13 protein-coding genes are annotated in these 18066 nt (G+C 72.5%); 5 read left to right on the top strand and 8 right to left on the bottom strand.

The features are described from left to right. Nucleotides 1–51: 51 nt before the first annotated feature. On the bottom strand, nucleotides 52–2292 hold the full coding sequence (locus tag ACPPVO_RS31135; RefSeq protein ID WP_426502099.1) for an MMPL family transporter: 2241 nt from the start codon (nucleotides 2290–2292) through the stop codon (nucleotides 52–54). A gap of 127 nt (nucleotides 2293–2419) precedes the next feature. On the opposite strand from ACPPVO_RS31135, the gene ACPPVO_RS31130 reads away from it, so the two are divergent. Beyond that, nucleotides 2420–3139 (top strand): TetR/AcrR family transcriptional regulator, encoded by a 720-nt coding sequence (locus ACPPVO_RS31130; RefSeq protein ID WP_426502098.1) that lies wholly within the window; start codon nucleotides 2420–2422, stop codon nucleotides 3137–3139. A gap of 80 nt (nucleotides 3140–3219) precedes the next feature. On the opposite strand, the gene ACPPVO_RS31125 is transcribed toward ACPPVO_RS31130, so the two are convergent. Next, entirely contained in the window at nucleotides 3220–4551 is a 1332-nt protein-coding gene (locus ACPPVO_RS31125) for a hypothetical protein (protein WP_426502097.1), read from the bottom strand. Nucleotides 4552–5080: 529 nt separating this feature from the next. Beyond that, the gene (locus tag ACPPVO_RS31120; RefSeq protein WP_426502096.1) at nucleotides 5081–5734 is read right to left on the bottom strand and encodes a TetR/AcrR family transcriptional regulator; all 654 of its coding nucleotides are present in this window, start codon (nucleotides 5732–5734) and stop codon (nucleotides 5081–5083) included. 80 nt (nucleotides 5735–5814) lie between these two features. Here ACPPVO_RS31120 and ACPPVO_RS31115 point away from each other — a divergent pair, with 80 nt between their 5' ends. The 4 genes from ACPPVO_RS31115 to ACPPVO_RS31100 all read left to right on the top strand — a co-directional run bounded on the left by ACPPVO_RS31115 (nucleotide 5815) and on the right by ACPPVO_RS31100 (nucleotide 11121). Further along, entirely contained in the window at nucleotides 5815–6840 is a 1026-nt protein-coding gene (locus ACPPVO_RS31115) for an alpha/beta fold hydrolase (protein ID WP_426502095.1), read from the top strand. A 516-nt stretch (nucleotides 6841–7356) separates the two neighbouring features. Beyond that, nucleotides 7357–8430 (top strand): cellulose binding domain-containing protein, encoded by a 1074-nt coding sequence (locus ACPPVO_RS31110; RefSeq protein WP_426514730.1) that lies wholly within the window; start codon nucleotides 7357–7359, stop codon nucleotides 8428–8430. A gap of 18 nt (nucleotides 8431–8448) precedes the next feature. Continuing rightward, a complete protein-coding gene (locus tag ACPPVO_RS31105; protein WP_426502094.1) occupies nucleotides 8449–9816 on the top strand; it encodes an extracellular catalytic domain type 1 short-chain-length polyhydroxyalkanoate depolymerase in 1368 nt (455 codons plus the stop codon). 54 nt (nucleotides 9817–9870) lie between these two features. Next, entirely contained in the window at nucleotides 9871–11121 is a 1251-nt protein-coding gene (locus ACPPVO_RS31100; RefSeq protein ID WP_426502093.1) for a hypothetical protein, read from the top strand. A gap of 189 nt (nucleotides 11122–11310) precedes the next feature. Here ACPPVO_RS31100 and ACPPVO_RS31095 read toward each other — a convergent pair whose 3' ends face one another. From ACPPVO_RS31095 to ACPPVO_RS31075, 5 genes are all read right to left on the bottom strand, one after another. After that, nucleotides 11311–11994, bottom strand: coding sequence for a hypothetical protein (locus ACPPVO_RS31095; RefSeq protein ID WP_426502092.1), 684 nt, complete (start codon nucleotides 11992–11994; stop codon nucleotides 11311–11313). A gap of 35 nt (nucleotides 11995–12029) precedes the next feature. Beyond that, the gene (locus tag ACPPVO_RS31090) at nucleotides 12030–13412 is read right to left on the bottom strand and encodes a ricin-type beta-trefoil lectin domain protein (RefSeq protein WP_426502091.1); all 1383 of its coding nucleotides are present in this window, start codon (nucleotides 13410–13412) and stop codon (nucleotides 12030–12032) included. Between the two features lie 207 nt (nucleotides 13413–13619). After that, nucleotides 13620–15620 (bottom strand): ABC transporter permease subunit, encoded by a 2001-nt coding sequence (locus ACPPVO_RS31085; protein ID WP_426502090.1) that lies wholly within the window; start codon nucleotides 15618–15620, stop codon nucleotides 13620–13622. Then, nucleotides 15617–17056, bottom strand: coding sequence for an extracellular solute-binding protein (locus tag ACPPVO_RS31080; RefSeq protein ID WP_426502089.1), 1440 nt, complete (start codon nucleotides 17054–17056; stop codon nucleotides 15617–15619). Before ACPPVO_RS31080 ends, ACPPVO_RS31085 begins: the two co-directional genes overlap by 4 nt. 121 nt (nucleotides 17057–17177) lie before the next feature. Further along, nucleotides 17178–17945 carry an IclR family transcriptional regulator gene (locus ACPPVO_RS31075; RefSeq protein ID WP_426502088.1) on the bottom strand — a complete coding sequence of 256 codons (768 nt, stop codon included), beginning with the start codon at nucleotides 17943–17945 and terminating at the stop codon, nucleotides 17178–17180. Nucleotides 17946–18066: the final 121 nt, after the last annotated feature.

Raw genomic sequence — 18066 nt, 5'->3', positions numbered from 1 at the left:
GCATACGCCGGGGGCCCGCCGCGGTGTGCGGCGGGCCCCCGGTGGTGCCGGTCAGGCCGGCACGAGCTCCGGCTCCGGCGTGGGCAGGTGCTCGTGCGCCCGGCCCTCGACGTGCAGCTCCGGCAGCAGGCGGCCCAGCCAGGCCGGCATCCACCAGTTGGCCCGGCCCAGGATGTGCATGACGGCCGGGACGAGCAGCAGCCGGACCACTGTCGCGTCGAGCAGGATCGCCGCGGCCATGCCGACGCCGATGACCTTCAGCACCAGGTCCGGGCTCGGGACGAAGGCGGCGAACACGGCGATCATGATGGCCGCGGCGGCCGTGATGACCCGGGCCGTGCCGGCGAGTCCCTCCGTCACCGCCCGGCCGTTGTCCGCGGTGCGGGTCCAGACCTCGCGCATGCGGCTGACCAGGAACACCTCGTAGTCCATCGACAGGCCGAACAGCACCGCGAACATGAGCACCGGGATGAACGCGGGCAGCGGGGTCTCGGTGTCGATGCCGATCAGGCGGCCGGCCCAGCCGCCCTGCAGCACCAGGGCCACCACGCCGTAGGCGGCGGCCACGGAGAGCAGGTTCATCGCGGCGGCCTTGACCGCGACGGCGACGCTGCGGAACGACACGAGCAGCAGGAGCATGGACAGCAGGACGACGCCGCCGATGAGCAGCGGAAGGCGCCGGGAGATGTTGGCCGTGCTGTCGATGGCCGTCGCCGTGACGCCGCCGACGTGCACGACCGCGCCGGTGCCGGCGACCGAGGCGGGCAGGGTGTCGCGGAGGCGCTCGACGAGCCGCTCGGTCCGTTCGTCCTGCGGGCCGTACTTCGGCAGCACCGTGATGACGGCGGTGTCGCCGGCCCCGTTGAGCTGGCGCGGCAGGGCGGCCGCGACACCGTCGGTGCGTTGCAGCGCGGCGGCGATGGCGTCCAGCGGCGCCTCCCCCGCGGGCAGCTCCACCGCGAGCACGAGCGGGCCGTTGGCACCGGGGCCGAAGCCCTCCGCGACCAGGTCGTACGCCTGGCGGGTGGAGGTCTCCGCGCGGTTGTTGCCCGCGTCGGGGAAGCCGAACCGCACGCCGAGGAACGGCGCGGCGAGGGCCAGCAGGATCGCCACGCCGGCGAGGGCGGCGAGGAACCGGTGGCGCTGGACGGCACGGCTCCAGCCCAGCCAGGCACGGCCCGGCTCGATGTGGCCGCCGGCGGCGACGGTGACGGCGGCGCGCCGGCCCAGCGGCAGGCGGAGCTTGTCGACGTAGCGGCCGAGGTACCCGAGCAGCGCCGGGAACAGGGTCACGCTGGCGACGAGCGTGACCAGGACGCCCAGGATGGTGACCAGGCTCGCGCCGCGCATGAAGGACAGGCCCATGGCGAACAGGCCGAGCATGCTGACGATGACCGTGCTCCCGGCGACCATGACCGAACGGCCGGCCGTGTCCAGCGTCGCGACGGTGGCGGCCTCGGGGTCGAGCCCGGCGGCGCGCCACTCGCGGAAGCGGGTGACCATCAGCAGCACGTAGTCGATGCCGATGCCGATGCCCATCATGGTGGCCAGCGACGTCGACCAGTCCGGCGCGTCGACGGCCAGGATGAGCAGCCCGGTCAGGCTGCTGCTGACGGCCAGCCCGGCGACCGCGACGATGACGGGCAGGCCGGCGGCCACGACGGAGCCGAACATGAGCAGCAGGATGACGATCGCGGCGGCCAGGCCGATGCCCTCGGAGCCGATCGCGCCCTGCTCGGCCCGCTGGATGCTCTGGCCGCCCAGCGCGACGGTCAGGCCGGGGTGCTCGGCGGCGTGGGCGATGTCCAGCAGCCGCTGACTGTCGGCGACGGGCATGTCGTCGGGGTTCGTGACGTCCAGGCGAAGGTCGGCGGCGAGGGTGCGGCCGTCCCCGGCGATCGCCCCGGGCTTGGTGAACGGGTCCTCGGCGGCGGTCACGTGCGGCGCCTTGGCCAGCGCCGCAAGCAGCGCCTGGACCTCGCCCTGGACGCCGGCGACGCCGCCGTCGGCGCGCACGACGACCGAGACGGTCGCCCCGGACTGGCTCGGGAAACGCTGCTCGAGCAGCTCGAGGGCCGCCTTGGAGTCCGAACCGGGCGCCGAGTAGTCGGCCTTGAAATCGCCGCCGAAGAACGCCGAGAGCACGACGGAGGCGGCGAGCGCGGCGAGCCAGGCGAGGACGGTGATGCCTCTCCGGCGGTAGGACAGGCGCCCGAGACGCCCGAGCGGGCCGAGCTTGGGCCCCGGTTGACCTGCTGGTTCGGCTTGCGGGCGCGTTGCGAGGTCGGTCATCGTTCCTGCCTCAGATAATGTCGCGTCATCTCCGTTACGACTATTAACGAACACTACGAGCCATCACTTGTCAAGCGGCTTCACGTCTGTAACGATGCTTAACGCACCGTTCATCGGAAGGAACACCATGGGTAACACCCCGCGCCCCGCCCCCCGGCGCGAGAAGGCCCGCGCCGCCACGATCGAGGAGATCAAGCGCACGGCGGTCACCCTCATGCACGAGCACGGCACCGCCGACCTCAAGTTCACCGACATCGCCCGCGCGATGGACATGACCCCTCCGGCGCTGTACCGGTACTTCGCCGACCGCGACGCGCTGCTCAGCGAGCTCATCACCGACGCGTACAACGACCTCGGCACCGCCGTGGCCGAGGCCCGCGACGCCCTGCCCGCCGACGACATCGCCGGCCGGTTCCGCGCCATCACCCACAGCTACCGCCGGTGGGCCCGCGAGGAGCCGCAGCGCTTCGCGCTGATCTTCGGCCTGCCCGTCAGCGGCTACGTCGCCCCCGAGGACGGCTCGACGACGGAGGCGGCCCAGCGGGCGATGTCGCAGATGTCCGCGCTGTTCGTGGAGGCGCTCATGGCCGGGCGGCTGGGCCCGCCGCGGATCCGCGAGGTCCACCCGGCGATCGCGGCCTGCGCCGAGACCAAGAACGACGAGCTGCCCGTCGCCATCCCGGCCGACACCTTCCAGGCCATGCTGCACGTGTGGTCGTCGCTGCACGGCTTCGTGTCGCTGGAGGCCTACGGGCACTTCGCCTGGATCGACGAGGCCGGCGTCGACGCGCTGTTCGAGACCCACGCCCGGCTCACCGCGCAGAACGCCGGGCTGCCGGTCGACTGAGCACCGGCCCCGGCCCGGTCCGTGCACGGCGCCGTCGACGGTGGTCCGTACCGGGGCCCCCACGCGCCCGGCCCCGCCGGTCAGCGGCGCACGTTCGTCCGTTCGTGGTCGCGCAGCCGGGCCGCGGCCAGCGCGCGGTCGGCCGGGCGGTCCTCGTCCTCGGCGCGGTCGCGGGCGAAGACACGGACGAGATCGTGCAGTGCGTAGCGGCCGGGCGCGGGCCGCTCCAGGAGATGCTCGTCGGCCAGCCGCTGCAGCCGCGGGACCGCGGTGGCGGGGTCGGTGCCGAGCAGCGCCGCGGCCGCGCCCGCGTCGAGGTCCGGGCCCGGGTGCAGCGCCAGCCGCCGTAGCAGCGCCTGCGACTCGGGCGGCAGCGCGCGGTACGACGGATGCAGCGCGGCCTCGACCTCACCGTCGAGGCGCAGGCGGGCGTGGCGCTCGTCGAGGCGGTCGGCGTGGTCGGTGACCGTCCACCCGGTGCGGGCCGCGATCTGCCCGGCCGTCAGGCGCAGCGCGAGGGGCAGGTGGCCGCAGCGGTGGGCGACCCGGCGGTACGCGTCCGGGTCGGCGCCGACCGGCACGCCGGGCACCGCGCCGCGCAGCAGGCGCTCGGCCTCGGCCGGCGTGAACGGGCACAGGCGGATCCGGGTGTCCACGTCGTCGAGGCGGCGCCGGGACGTGACAAGCGCCTGGGCGTCGGGGACGGCGTCGAGCAGGGGCCGCACCTGCTCCGCCGACGCGGCGTTGTCCAGCACCAGCAGCACCCGCCGGCCCTCCAGCCGCGCCCGCAGCGCCGCCGCCCGGTCCGGCGTGGCGGGGTGACCCAGCAGGCGCAGGAAGCCGTCGAGCACCTGGCCCGGCTCGGCCGGCGGCAGCGCCGGATCGGGGTGCCGCCCGCGCAGGTCGGCGAAGAGCGTCGCGTCGAAGCGGCCCTCCGCGGCGAGCCGGTGCGCGGCGTGCACGGCGAACGCGGTCTTGCCGACGCCGGGCATGCCGCTCACGACGGTGACCGGCCCGGCGATCCGCCGCCGCTCGGCGTCGCGGCCGACGAACGCGATGTCGGCCGGCAGCCGGTCGGCGACCCGGACGCGGGCCGCCGCCTCCGTACCGACGCGGCCGTCGCGCAGGGCCTGCCGCCAGCGGGCCAGGTACTCCGGGTAGTCGTGCAGCGCCTGGACCACCGCGACCATCAGCTCCGCGTTGATGCGGCGGCGGCCGGTCTTGAAGCAGTCGACGACGGTACCGCGCCGGGCCAGTTCGTCCGCCCGGCGCCCGGCGGCCCGCCAGCGCGCGTTGATCCGGCGCGTGATCGTCTCGAACGACGGGTCCCCGGCCCACGCCTTCAGCCCGCGCAGGCAGCCGACGAGCTCGTCCAGGCCGTGCGCCCGCGCCGGGTCGGGCGGCAGCGCCATGCTTCCCCCGTCCTGTCGTACAACTCCAAACGATCCCGTACGGCGAACCCGTAGCGACATCGAAACATGGACCCGTAGCGTTTGCTACGGGAATGCTGCCTGTACAGCGCAGACACCGCGGCCGCCCATACCCCCCGGGCGGCCGCGGGCCCCGCTGCTCAACGCTCGCTCGCGTAGTACCGGTAGAGCAGATGCGCGGCGGCCGCGACCTCGAGCCCGGCCGCGGCAACGAGCAGCAGCCCGAAGGCGTTGCCCGGCGTACATCATCACCGGGACCGGCTCGGGCCACCGCCCGGCGAGCTCGCAGGCCGCGAACGTCACGCCCGTCGTGCGCCACCCGGCCCGGCGCCACCGCATCACGGCGTACCCGAGCGCATCCGCGGCGCCCGCCGCCGTCCGGTGCCGGCGTCGCGTGGGTGCCTGGCGCACCACCTGGCCGGCCGGCTCGGTGCCGCTGCCGGGCCGTCGAACGCTGGCATCGGTCTTGTCGAAGCCTCAACGTATCGCGGCGGAAACCTGCAAGCAGTACTCAAGCCGCCGTCAGGCCGCCGGCAATGAAGGCGAGCGTGAGCCGCTCGAAGTGCCGGCGGGCGGCGGCGGGGGCGTCGCGCAGCGGGCCCTGGCCGGCGAGTACCGCCAGCCCGTGCACGGCCGACCAGACCGGGTATTCGATGCCGTCCCGGCGCCCGGGGTCGAGCACGCCCGCGACGACCAGCTCGTCCAGCGCGGCGCGCAGCTGGCCCAGGGGCGAGCGGTCCGGCCCGGCCCGGCCGACCGTGTAGGGGTGCTGCTGCGGCAGGGCGAACGCCGTCGCGAACAGCCCCGGCTCCCGCCGCGCGAAGTCCAGGTAGGCGGCGCCGATCGCACCCAGGCGGCGGCGGGCCGCGGCGGGTTCGCCGTGCCGGCCGCGCACCCGGGCGACGTCCGCGGCCATCCGGTCGGCCAGCTCGCCCATGGCCGCCGCGCACACCGCGGCGAGCAGCTCGTCGCGGTCGGCGAAGTGCCGGTAGGCGGCGTTGGGCACGACGCCCACCAGTCGGGTCGCCTCGCGCAGCAGCACCGCCTCCGGGCCGCCGGCCCGGGCCAGCTCCAGCCCAGCGGCGACGAGTCCGTCGCGGACGGCGCCCGGCGCGCGCCGGCGCGCGGACGGCGGCGGCGGCCCAGCGGCCGGACCGGTTGTCATGGCACCACGGTACCAACGTGGACACCGTCCACCTCCGGCGCTAGTGTGGACAGTGTCCACTAGACGACGAGGGGGCCACGATGGGCAGGAACGACGCGGCGGCAAGGCCGCAGGATCGGACGCTGGTGACCGCGGAGCAGTGGTTCGCCGGCGGGCAGCGGGTCCCGTACCACCCCGGCCACGCGCGCATCCTCGACGAGGACGCCCCCGGCGCGCTGCGGGTCTTCCACCGCGTCGCCGCCGTGCGGCCGGACCCGGACGCCGTGTGGCTCACCATGCTGCCCGGGTTCCCGGACGGCTCCTACGGTTGGGCGCAGGTGGACCGGCTGCTCGGCGACGACCTGGGCCCGCGCCTGTACGTCGAGCCGGTGGGCCAGGGCGACTCCGACAAGCCCGCCGACCACCCGTACTCCACCATGGAGCGCGCCGACCTCGTCGAGGCGATGTGGCGGCATCACGGCGTGCGCCGCACCGTCGTGGTCACCTTCGACTACACCTCGCTGGCCCTGCTCGAACTGCTGCGCCGGCAGCTGGAGCACCGGCAGCCCGCCGCCGCGACGCCGGCCATCGCCGCCGCGTTCATGATCAACGGCGGCCTGTTCGCCGACGCGCACACCCACCCGTGGCAGAGCACGCCGCTGCTGCGCACCCGGCTCGGCGCGCTGGGCATGCAGCGGGCGCAGCGCTCCCCGCGCCAGTTCGACGCGGCGATGATCCGGGCCCGGATGTACTCCCGCGGCTACCACCCCACCCCGCAGCAGCTCGCCGAGCTGCGCTCCGCCGTCACCCGCCGCGACGGCGCCGCGTTCCTGCACCACGCGGCGGGCTTCGTCGCCGAGCACCGCCACCACGCCCGGCGCTGGGACCTCGCCGCGATCGCCGCCGAGCTGGACGGCACGGTCGCCCTCGTCGTGGCCGGCAGCGACGAGGACCCGTACGAGCACCGGCAGGTCCGGGCCGCCCGCGAGCGCGTACCCGCGGCCGAGATCCTCACCTTCCCCGGCGGCCACCTGACCACCACCGAACACCCGGACCTGCTCGCCGCCGCGATCCGCGACGTCGCCACCCGCCACGGCGTTGCCACAGGGGCGGCCCCGGTCACCTGAGGCGACCGGCGGGCACGCGCATGCGGGGTGGATACGGCAGGCCGTACGAGGCCGCCGGACGCGGGCGGCCACACCCGGTCAGGGCGAATCGGTAGGGACACTGCCGCACCGGCGGGTGCGGCGTGGCCCGATGACGCCACCGCCCTGCGGGCGGAACAGAACCGGCGTATGCGCCGGCCCACCTCGCACATTGCGCGCGGCCTCGCAGAACGCCGCCCCGCGGCCGCAATCCGCCGCGGCTGCGGTGGGCGCCGCTTCGAGGTGTTCGTCGTCGTCATGGACTCCGGTCCGCGCGCGCTTACGCCATCATGGCGGCCGGTCTCGGGGAAACTGTTATGTCGTGGCCCGGATAAAGGTCGGGTACCGCGGCCGCGAAAGTTACAGCACAGCGACACACGCCAATACGTGAGCGACCCTCATTCCCTTGAATTGCCGGCCCGTCTCTGGCAGCGTCCGTTCGCGACTGTTAGCGCTAACACGGAACGTTCTGGAGGGCGCGTGAAGTCACTTCATCGAATGCTTGTCGCGGCCGCCGTGGCGACCGCGACCGCCATGGCTCTGACGCCCGGTCTCGCCGGGGCGGAGTCCAACGGCGGCGTGCGGGTCATGCCCCTCGGCGACTCGATCACCGAGGGCACGCAGGTGCCCGGCGGCTACCGGATCGGGCTGTGGCAGCGCGTGGCCGCCGGCGGCTACCGGGTGGACCTCGTCGGCTCGCAGTTCAACGGGCCGGCCGCGCTCGGCGACCACGACCACGAGGGGCACCCGGGCTGGCGCATCGACCAGATCGACGCCAATATCGCCGGCTGGCTGCGCACGTCGAACCCGCACACGGTCCTGCTGCACATCGGGACCAACGATGTGCTGCAGAACTACAACCAGTCCGGTGCGCCCGGCCGGCTGTCGACGCTCATCGACCACATCACGGCCGCGGCGCCCACCGCCGAGGTGTTCGTCGCCACCATCATTCCCCTCGCGAACTCCGGCCAGGAGTCGGCCGTGCGCACGTTCAACGCCGCCATCCCCGGCATCGTGCAGAGCCGGGCGAACGCCGGTAAGCACGTCCACCTGGTCGACATGCACGCCGTCCTGACCGCCGCCGACCTCGTCGACGGGGTCCACCCGACCGCCGGCGGCTACGACAAGATGGCCGCCACGTGGTACGCCGCGCTCCGGTCGGTGCCGGGCAGCATCGGCAGCACCGGCGGTCCGAGCTCGTCGCCGCCCGTCTCGCCCTCGAGCTCCGCTCCGTCCGCCTCGCCCTCGGGCTCCGCTCCGCCGGACGGCGGCCGGGCCTGCACCGCGACGTACGCCGTCACCGGCCAGTGGCAGGGCGGCTTCCAGGCCGCGGTCACCGTCACCGCCGGATCCGCCCCGATCGCGTCCTGGACCGTCACCTGGCAGTTCGGTTCCGGCGAAACGGTGAACCAGGTGTGGAGCGCGACGGTCACGTCCTCCGGCGCCGCGGTCACGGCCCGCAACGTGAGCTACAACGGCACTCTCAGCGCGGGCGCCAGCGCCCAGTTCGGCTTCCTCGGCTCCGTGAGCGGCAGTCCCGGCACGCCTGTGCTGCGCTGCACCGCCGCCTGATCAGGACAGGACGTACCCATGACCCGTATCCCAAGGCTGCTGCTCGCCGCGGCCGCAGCACTCGCGGCCGGCCTCGCCGCCCTGGTTCTGCCGGGCCCGCCCGCCCTGGCCGCCGGCCTGACCCAGGTCACCGGCTTCGGCAACAACCCGACCGGCCTCGGCATGTACATCTACGTTCCGGCCCGGGTCGCGCCCCGCCCGGCGCTGCTGGTGCTCGTGCACTACTGCGGCGGCTCGGCCAGCGGCATCTTCAACGGCAACGGGCACGACTACGTGACCGCGGCCGACCGGTACGGGTACATCATCGTCGTGCCGGAGGCGACCCGCGACGGGCACTGCTTCGACGTGTCCACCCCGGCCGCGCTGAAGCGCAACGGCGGCGGCGACTCCACCGGCATCATGTCGATGGTCGGCTACGCCCGGTCGCACTACCCGATCGATGCGGGCCGGATCGTGGTGTCCGGGTTCTCCTCCGGGGCGATGATGACAAACGTCCTGGCGGCGCAGTACCCGGACGTGTTCGCCGCCGCGTCGGCGTTCTCCGGCGTCCCGGCCGGCTGCTTCGCGACCACCAACGGCTCGCTGTGGAACAGCCAGTGCTCCGGCGGCACCATCAGCAAGACCGCGCAGCAGTGGGGCGACCAGGCCCGGGCCATGTATCCGGGCTACACCGGCCGCTACCCGCGAATGCAGCTGTGGCACGGGACCACCGACACCACCCTCGCCTACCCGAACTTCGGCGAGGAGCTCAAGCAGTGGACCAACCTGAACGGGCTGAGCCAGACGCCGGCGTTCACCGATCATCCGCAGTCGAGCTGGACCCGGACCCGCTACGGCAACACCGGCACCCAGGCCACCGTCGAGGGCGTCAGCATCGCCGGCGTCGGCCACCAGCTGCCGATGTCCGGCCAGCTCGCGTACGCCATCAGCTTCCTCGGCCTCGACGGCGCGAGCAGCCCCCCGCCGTCGTCCAGCCTCCCGCCGTCGTCCAGCCCGCCGCCGTCGTCCAGCCCGCCGCCGTCGTCCAGCGCGCCGTCGTCGCCCTCCTCGTCGCCGTCCGCGGGATCGGCCGCGTGCCGCGTCTCCGACACCATCAGCGCCTGGAACACCGGGCTGACGAGCGCCATCACCATCACCAACACGGGTACGACGACCATCAACCACTGGTCGCTGGTCTTCACCCTCCCCAGTGGACAGACCATCACCGGCGGCTGGAACGCCACCTACACCTCGGCCGGCGGCCGCGTCACGGCCACCGACGCCGGTTACAACGCCGTCCTCGCGCCCGGCGCCTCGACCGACATCGGCTTCCAGGCCACCCACACCGGCAACACCGCCAAGCCGGACGGATTCACCCTCAACGGCTCCGCCTGTACCGCGGTGTAAGCCCCCGGACGGGGCGGCAAGGCACCGGCGCGATCCATATGGTGGCAGCAATCGATGCTCATCTACGAGGGGGAGTACATGCTTCGATCGTTGCGCCTTGCCGTCATCGTGTCGGCGGCCGTCGTCGTCGCCGGCATCGGGGCGGGGACCGCGCAGGCGGCGCCGGCGCCGCTGACCTATTCGCAGATCGCCGCTTTGCCGCCGCAGCAGCAGGCGAAGATTCTCGACCCGCTGCGGGCCGTTGCGGACGTCGCCGGCACGGTCGGCCGGTCGCAGGAGAGCGGCGTGTTCTCGGGCGTGCAGATCGACGCAACGGCCGGGGCCGTCACCGTCTACCTCACCGACCTCGGCCGGCAGAAGGCGTTCCTGGCGGCGATGCGCGCCGCCGACGCCGGGCTCGACACCCGGCCGGCCCGGTTCGCCCGTAGCCCGCTCACCCGGGCGGCGCTGGAGGCCGGACGGGACGCGCTGCTGGCCGGGTCCACGGCGGCCGACCTGACCGTGGAGAGCATCGTGGTGCCGGCCGACGGGACGGCCCTGCACGTGCGGGTGCGCGACACCGGCCGGGCGGCCCGGGCGTTGCCGGCGTCGGGCGCCGGGCTCGCGGCGCCGAACGGGGTGCCCGTCGTCCTGGAGCCGGCCAGTGATGGCGCCGACCGTTCGCGGGTGCGCGACACCCAGCCGTGGATCGCCGGCGAGGCGCTCGCCTCGGCCAGCACGTCGGAGTCCGCCGTGTACAGCTGCACCTCCGGGCTGCCCTCGCGGCGCATCTCGGACAACCGGTCGTTCCTCATCAGCGCCGCGCACTGCTTCAACGACAACGCGTCGGTCTACACCGGCTGGTCCGGTGGTGGGTTCAACTTCATCGGCACCGCCACCTACCGCGACAACCTCGACGACGCGATCGCCATCGACACCAGCAGCACCGGGATCACCGGCGGCCGCGAGTGGGACGGACCGGCGAACAACATCTACAACGTCACCGGCTCGGGCTGGTCGTACAACGGCGACATGACGTGTCAGGACGGCTTCAGCTCGAAGATTGTCTGCGGCCTGCTGGTCACCGGCGACAACATCACCTGGACCGGGTCGAACGGGGTGGGGCACCGCGGCGTCGAGGCGCATCAGGTGAACGGGCAGACCGCGTCCCGCCCCGGCGACAGCGGCGGCCTCGTGTTCTCCCTGAGCGGCACCACCCGGCAAGCGCGGGGCATCGTGAGCTGGGGCGGCGGCAGTACGACCCGCTGGACCGAGGCACCGTACATCTACAGCCAGTTCGCGATGCAGCTGGCACCGGCGGCCTAGGGGCTGTGTCGAAGTGGGGGTCGGAGCGAGGCGAGGCTCAGGCGTCGGCTGGGGCCGCGCCGGGCGCGCCCCGATACCGGGGTTGTATCGGGTCGGTGCAGCTGTCGCTCGACGACGGGGGTGTGACCGGGGTGGTTCCCGGCGGCGTCTGAGTCCGCCGCAGCCCGGCCATCCACTTCGACACAGCCCCTAACCGGCCAGGCGGGCCCGGGCGACCAGCAGCGCGGCGTCCAGCGGGAGCGGGATGCCGAGCGCGGCCTCGTCCGGGCCGGTCGGTTCGAGGGGGCCCTGCACGACGACGACGTCGTACCGGTTCGGGTGGGACCACACGCGCGACCAGGTCAGCGCCGGGCACAGGGTGTCGCGGGGGCCGAGGCGCTGCTCACTCGGGGCGCCCGGGCCGACGGCGAACCGGCGGCCGATCGCGTCCAGGCCCTGGGCGCTCGTGTCGCCCGGCCGGTTCAGCATCGGGCCGCCGCCGACGATGACGCCGTCCTCGAGGTACAGCACCTGGAACAGCTCCGGCGGGCTGGCCGCGACGACCAGGCCGGACTTCGCGGTGAACGTCACCGTGAGGTCGGGCCCGCGGTCGGTCCCGGCCCCGCGGACGGTCAGCGACATGGCCAGGCCGCCCCGGCTCGAGGCGGCGTCGGGCAGGCGGAGCCGCTCGCCACACATGTACACCGGCGTCGGGCCGCCGCCCGTGGTCCAGGCACCGATCGCCGCGGTCACGACCAGCACCGAGGCGACGGCCGCCGCGGCGCCGAGGACCGCTCGGCGGTGGCCCGTCCGGGGCGCGGCCGGGGCGGGCGGGCCGGCGTCTCCGGCGGCCGTCGCGACGTTTCGGCGCAGCCCCTGCTCACCGGGTGGCATGTCCGGCCGCCTTTCCGGGGATCACGGGGGCATGGTCAGGAGCGGGTCCAGGACTGGTTGGCGCCGCCGTTGCAGGTCCAGATCTCGACCTTGGTGCCGTTGGCGGTCGCGGCGCCGATGACGTCGAGGCACAGGCCGGACTGGACACCGGTGACGGTGCCGTTGGCGTTGACGTTCCACTGCTGGTTGGCGGCGCCGGTGCACGTCGCGATCTGGGCGGCCGCGCCGGCGGTCGTCGACTGGCCGGCGACCTCGAGGCACTTCGTGCCGTACACCATGAGCTGTTTGCCCGTGGTGAGGGTCCACTGCTGGTTGGTGCCGCCGTTGCAGTCCCAGATGGCCACCTGCGTACCGTTGGCGGTCGACTGGTTCGGCACGTCCAGGCATCGGCTGGAGCCCACGCCGCGCAGGACTCCGGTGGCGTTGCCGCCGTCGGCCGGCCCGACCGTGCCGGTCGCGGTGTCGACGGTCCAGCTCGACTGGCAGGTCATCGTGGCGCTGGTGCCGCCGATGGTCAGCGGTTGCCAGACGTAGCGGGAGTCGGCCAGGTTGCCGGGGTTCCAGCGATCGCCCAGGAACAGGTAGCCGGTGCCGCTGCTGCCCGACACCGGCAGGATCTGCGTGGTCTGGGAGTTGCAGGTGTTGGTGCCGGCCGGTGCGAAACTGCGGAAGGCGCTCCAGGTCCCGGTGATCGAGCCGGCCGTCGTGTACTGGTTGTCGTTGGTGTTCCAACCGGTGAGGTGCGAGCCGAACAGGTAGTAGGTGCCGCCGACCTTGACCATCGCCGGTGACTCGTACTGGTTGAGCGTCTTGACCAGCGCGGACACGCTCAGGAAGTCGGCCGAGAGCTGGTAGATCTGCAGCTTGGCGTTGGTGCGGTCCTCGCTGATGAGGTAGCCGGTGCCGCCGTCCAGGAACAGGTTGTCGTCCAGGCTGTCGTGCCCGGCGGGCTTGAAACTGCCCCGGTACTGATAGGTGCCGCAGATGCTGCTGCTGGTGGCCACTCCGCTGCGGCGCTCGGAGTAGCTACTGTTGTCGATGTGCATGTACATCACGTACGTCGCCGTGGCGGCGTTGTAGATGACGTGCGGGCGCTCGACGATGCGGTTGGGGCCGAGATCGCCGCCGGACTGGCGGGTGAGCACATTCGCGACGAACGTCCAGTTCTTCAGGTCGGCCGACGAGTAGCACTTGACGTTCTGGAACGGTGAGCCGCTGGTCTTGTCCTCGCCGAGCCAGTAGTAGACGCCGCCGACCTTGCTGATGTCCCCGCCGTGGGCCTGGATGACGTGGCCGGAGGTGTCGTTCCACACCGTTGCCGGGGTGATCGTCACCGGCGCCGCCCAGGCGGGCGAGGCCACGGCCGCGCCGAGTCCGACGGCGGCGACAAGCGCGGTGAGCGCGCGGCGCGTCTGCATGGCGATCCCTAACCAATGCGTCGAAGCGGATCGATGTATGCGGACATTAACACGACCGTTGCCCGGCGCGACATTGCCGGACGTGTTTCGATGGCCGGCCTTTGATCGCCGACGTCCGTAACACTTTTTGTCCGGCGGATCTGCGCCATTGTGGCGGCAATACACCATCGCCAACGGGCGTGATCGCGCCGCCGCGCGAGGCGGGGGTCAGCCTTTCACCGCGCCCGCGGTGAGCCCGTCGGTCAGGAAGCGCTGCCCGAAGGCGTACATGAGCACGACGGGGATGCTGACGAGCAGCGACGCGGCGGCGAGCTGGCCCTGCGGCACGACGTCCCCGGCGATCATCGACTGCATCCCGACGGGGAGCGTCTTGTACTCGTCCTTGGTGATGAAGACGAAGGCGAAGAGGAACTCGTTCCAGGCGTTGGTCAGGGTGAACAGCGCGACCGCCAGCAGCCCCGGCTTGGCGAGGGGCAGCATCACCCGGCGGAACGCCTGGATGCGGCTGCAGCCGTCGACCAGCGCGGCCTCCTCCAGCTCGACCGGGATCGACGAGAAGTACCCCGTCAGCAGCCAGGTCGCGAACGGCAGCGTGAAGGTCGGGTACGTCAGCACCAGCGACCACAGCGAGTCGGTGAGCCGCACCCCGATGAGCAGCTGGTACAGCGGGATGAACAGCAGCGCGCCCGGCATCACGTAGGTGAGCAGCACCGTGACGGTGAAACCCTGCGCCCCGCGGAACCGCAGCCGGGCCAGCGCGTAACCGGCCAGGGCGGCGCAGACGAGGGCCACCGTGGTGGACGCCAGGGACACCACAATGGTGTTGACGTACCAGCGGCCGAAGGGCTGGTTGGCGAACAGGTCAGTGAACTGCTGCAGGGTCCACGGCGTCGGCCACAGGTCGCTGTAGTGCATGACGATCTGGTCCTCGGACTTGAAGGCGGTGACGGCGATCCAGTACAGCGGCCCCAGCCCGAAGGCGAGCAGCCCGGCGAGCGCCACACCGGACCCCAGGTTCGACACCAGGGACGACGCCCGGCGATGGCCCCGGGTGGGCAGCGCCGAGACCACCCGCCCGACCGCCAGCGCGATCAGCAGGATTCCTCCGAGTACCACCGCCGCTTTCCAGAAGATCTGCGGCGAGGCCCAGAGCAGCAGCAGGGCGACGGCCCCGGCGATGACCCACGGCCGCGCCTTCCTCAGCTTTCCGGCCGGGCGGCGCGGCGCGGCGCCGGCGTCCCGGCGCATCGACCGGACCAGGACGAACACCAGGCCGCCGATGACCGGCAGCATGACGAGCGTGACCGCCGCCCCGGCGCCGTACTGCAGCTGCAGGATCGCCTTCGAGTAGGCGACGAGCACGTACGGCGCGGTCGCGTCGCCCGGGCCGCCCTGCGTCAGCAGCCAGATCAGGTCGAAGTTGTTGAACGTCCAGATCGAGGACAGGGTCACCGTCACGGTGATCACGTGGCGCAGTCCGGGCAGGGTCACGTGGACGAACCGCCGCAGCGACGAGGCGCCGTCGATGGTCGCCGCCTCGTACAGGTCGGCCGGGATGGCCTTCAACCCCGCGAGGAACGTGACGGTGAAGAACGGCACCCCCTTCCAGACGTTGACGAGGATCACCGACGGCATGGCCAGCGACGGATCGGACAGCCAGCCGGCCGGCCAGCTGTCGACCAGGTGGGCGCCGGCCAGCAGCGGCCCGATCCCGGACTCGGTGAGCAGCGCGTTGACGCTGCCGAAGATCGGATCGAGCAGCGAGCGCCAGCTGAACGCCGTCACCACCGTCGGGACCACCCACGGCAGCAGCAGCAACCCGGCCAGCACCGCCCGGCCGCGACGCCGGTGGTGCAGCAGCAGGGCCGCGGCGAGCCCCAGCACCACCTTGAACACTTCGGCGTACGCGGTGAACACGAACGAGTTCTCCACGCCCGTGCGGAACTGCTCGTCGCCGGCGAGGGCGATGTAGTTGTCCAGGCCGACGAACACGCTGTCCGGCCCGTGCCGCTCCGTCGTGCTGGTGAAGACCGACCGGGCGATCGGCACGAGCACGAGCCCGCCGACCAGCACCGCCGTCGGCGCCAGGAACAGCGCGGCCAGCCGCCAGTCGCGGCCCAGGCGGCGCTGGGTCGGGGTGAGCGAGCCGCGCCCCGGCAGCGGCGATGCCGCCGCCGCCGGGACCGGCGCGGTGCGGACCGAACTCACTGCGGCAGCCCTTGCTGGTTGAAGATCTGCACCATCTTCGCGTGGGCGGCGGTGACGGCCTTGGCGGGCGCCGTGCCCTGGACGACCTGCTGCATCATGTCGGTGAGGACGTAGGCCCCGACGGCGGCCTGCTGGCCCGCGCTGGCCTTCTGCGGGTAGGCCAGGCCGGTCTTCGTCTTCAGCGGCAGCGACAGCTGAGTGATCTTGCGCAGGACGGAGAACGCGGGGTCGCCGCTGGTGAAGAACGGGTCGGCATCCCAGACCTTGTCCCAGGCGGGCAACGCCAGGCCGGGCGCCTCCTTCGCCACCCCGAGCAGCGCCTTCGCGCTGACCAGGTACTGCGCCAGGAGCTTGGCGAGCGGAGCGTTCTTGGCGCCCTTGAACACGACGAAACCCTGGGACTGGCCGAGCAGCAGGGGGGTGTCGGTCGCCGGACCGATGCAGTCGGCGAACACGTGGGTCTTGTCGTAGACGGGGTTCTTCTTGGTCTTGGAATCCGCGTAGACGCTGAACTGGTTGCGGGTGTAGCCGAGGATGCCGGCCAGCCAGTTCTCGTTGTTGCTGGAGTCGGTCCAGGACGCGACGCCCGGCGGGAGCATCGCCTTGTACTTGGGGTTGGTGTAGATGTCGCCGAGGAAGGTGACCGCCTGCACGGTCTCGGGGGAGTCGAAGATGACCTTCCGGCCGTCGTTGTCCACGATGGAGCCGCCGTAGGCGTTGATCAGCGCCTCGATCATGCCGTTGGCGTCACCGGACCGGTTCACGGTCATGCCCCAGCCGTACCGGCGCTTGCCCGGATCGGAGATCGCCAGGCACAGGTCCCGCAGCTCCTCCCAGCTGTAGACATCCTTGGGGGTGATGCCCTTGTCCTGCATCCAGTCCTTGCGCAGGAACGACCCGATCCCGATGAAGTGGTACGGGATGGCGTACCACTTGCCGTCGAAGACGCAGAAGTTCTTCGACTCCGCCGTGGGCTCGCCGTACTTGGCCTTCAGCGCCGTGACGACGTCCGTCACGTCCTCCAGGTCGCCCAGTGAGTGGAACTGCGCGACGAACCGCGAGTCGGTCATGAACGCCAGGTCGCGGGCCACGCCGCCCTTCACCTCGGCGTCGATCTTGGCCACCACGTCACCGGCGTCGGCCTGGACCAGACTGTTCTCAATCTTCGTCCCCGTGGCGTCGGCAAACGTCTTGATCGAGCTGTCGAGCGCCGCGTTCGCCGCCGTCGAGTACAGCTTCTGCGACAGCACCCCCATCGAGGCGCCCTTCAGCGAAGTCGCGGCGTCGAGCAGTTCCTGCGGTACCTCCGGCTGCACCTTGGGTGTCGACTTCGAAGGGCCGTCCCCGCACGCGGCCAGACCGGCCGCGCCGAGCACGCCCACTCCCATCCCCAGAAAGCCGCGCCGGGACCACAACGGCTTGTCGTCCATGGCCATCGCCTCCTCTATGGTTCGATATTTCGAACAGAGTTCGAAATATCGATTCGGGTGACGCGACGGTAGAGGACCCAGTGCGGGGGTGTCAATGAGCTTCGATATGGCGCCGGGCCGCGCGGGGTCAGCGCGGCATCCGGTACCCCAGCCGGCCCGACAGGGCGGAGGCGCCCTCGCGGACCAGCCGGGTCCACTCCGCGTGGGTCGCGGGCGTCCAGCGGATGATCGGCGCGGAGACGCTCATCGCGGCGACGGTCGTGCCGGTGTGGTCGCGGATCGGCGCCGCGACGCAGCGGACGGCGGTGTCGGACTCGCCGTCGTCGACCGCCACGCCCGCGGCGCGGATGCCGTCGAGCTCGGCGCGCAGCCGATCCGGGTCGGTGATGCTGTGCGGCGTCATGCCGGGCAGGTCGCCGGTCGGCCGGAGCGCGTCGAGGGCGGCCGGGTCAAGGCTGCTTAGCAGCATCTTGCCGACGGCCGTGCAGTGCGCGGGCAGCCGCCGGCCGACCGCGGACACCATCCGGACGGGATGCGTGCTGTCGACCTTCACCAGGTAGATCACGTCCGCGCCGTTGAGCACGGCGACGTGCACGGCCTCGTTGCAGGCGGCGGCGACGTCCTGTGCCACGCCCTGCGCCTCGCGGACGAGATCCAGCTGGCCGGCGAACGCGGTGCCGAGCTGGAACACCGGCATGCCGAGCCGGAACTGGACCGGCTGGCCGGGCACGGCGATCAGGTAGGAGCGGGCGACGAGCGTGACGAGCAGTTCGTGGACGGTGGTGCGGGGCAGGCCGAGCTGCTCGGTGATGTCGCGGGCCGACAGCCGGGGGCGGTCCAGGAACAGTTCGAGGATGTCGAGGGTGCGGATGACCGCCGGTACCACGCGGGGCATGTGGAGAGTCCTTTCGAAATACCGGACCGCGTCCGGGATTTCGACGCGACGGTAGTTCGGCAGGATAGTGCTTGGCCCACGCCGGCGGGACGGGGTCGGGGAGTGGTCCGCTCCTCCAGCG

It is taken from the genome of Dactylosporangium sp. McL0621 (genome assembly GCF_049995355.1).
Taxonomy (GTDB): Bacteria; Actinomycetota; Actinomycetes; order Mycobacteriales; family Micromonosporaceae; genus Dactylosporangium.
Note: the sequence above shows the minus strand (reverse complement) of the source record. Positions and strands in the feature narration are given on the sequence as shown.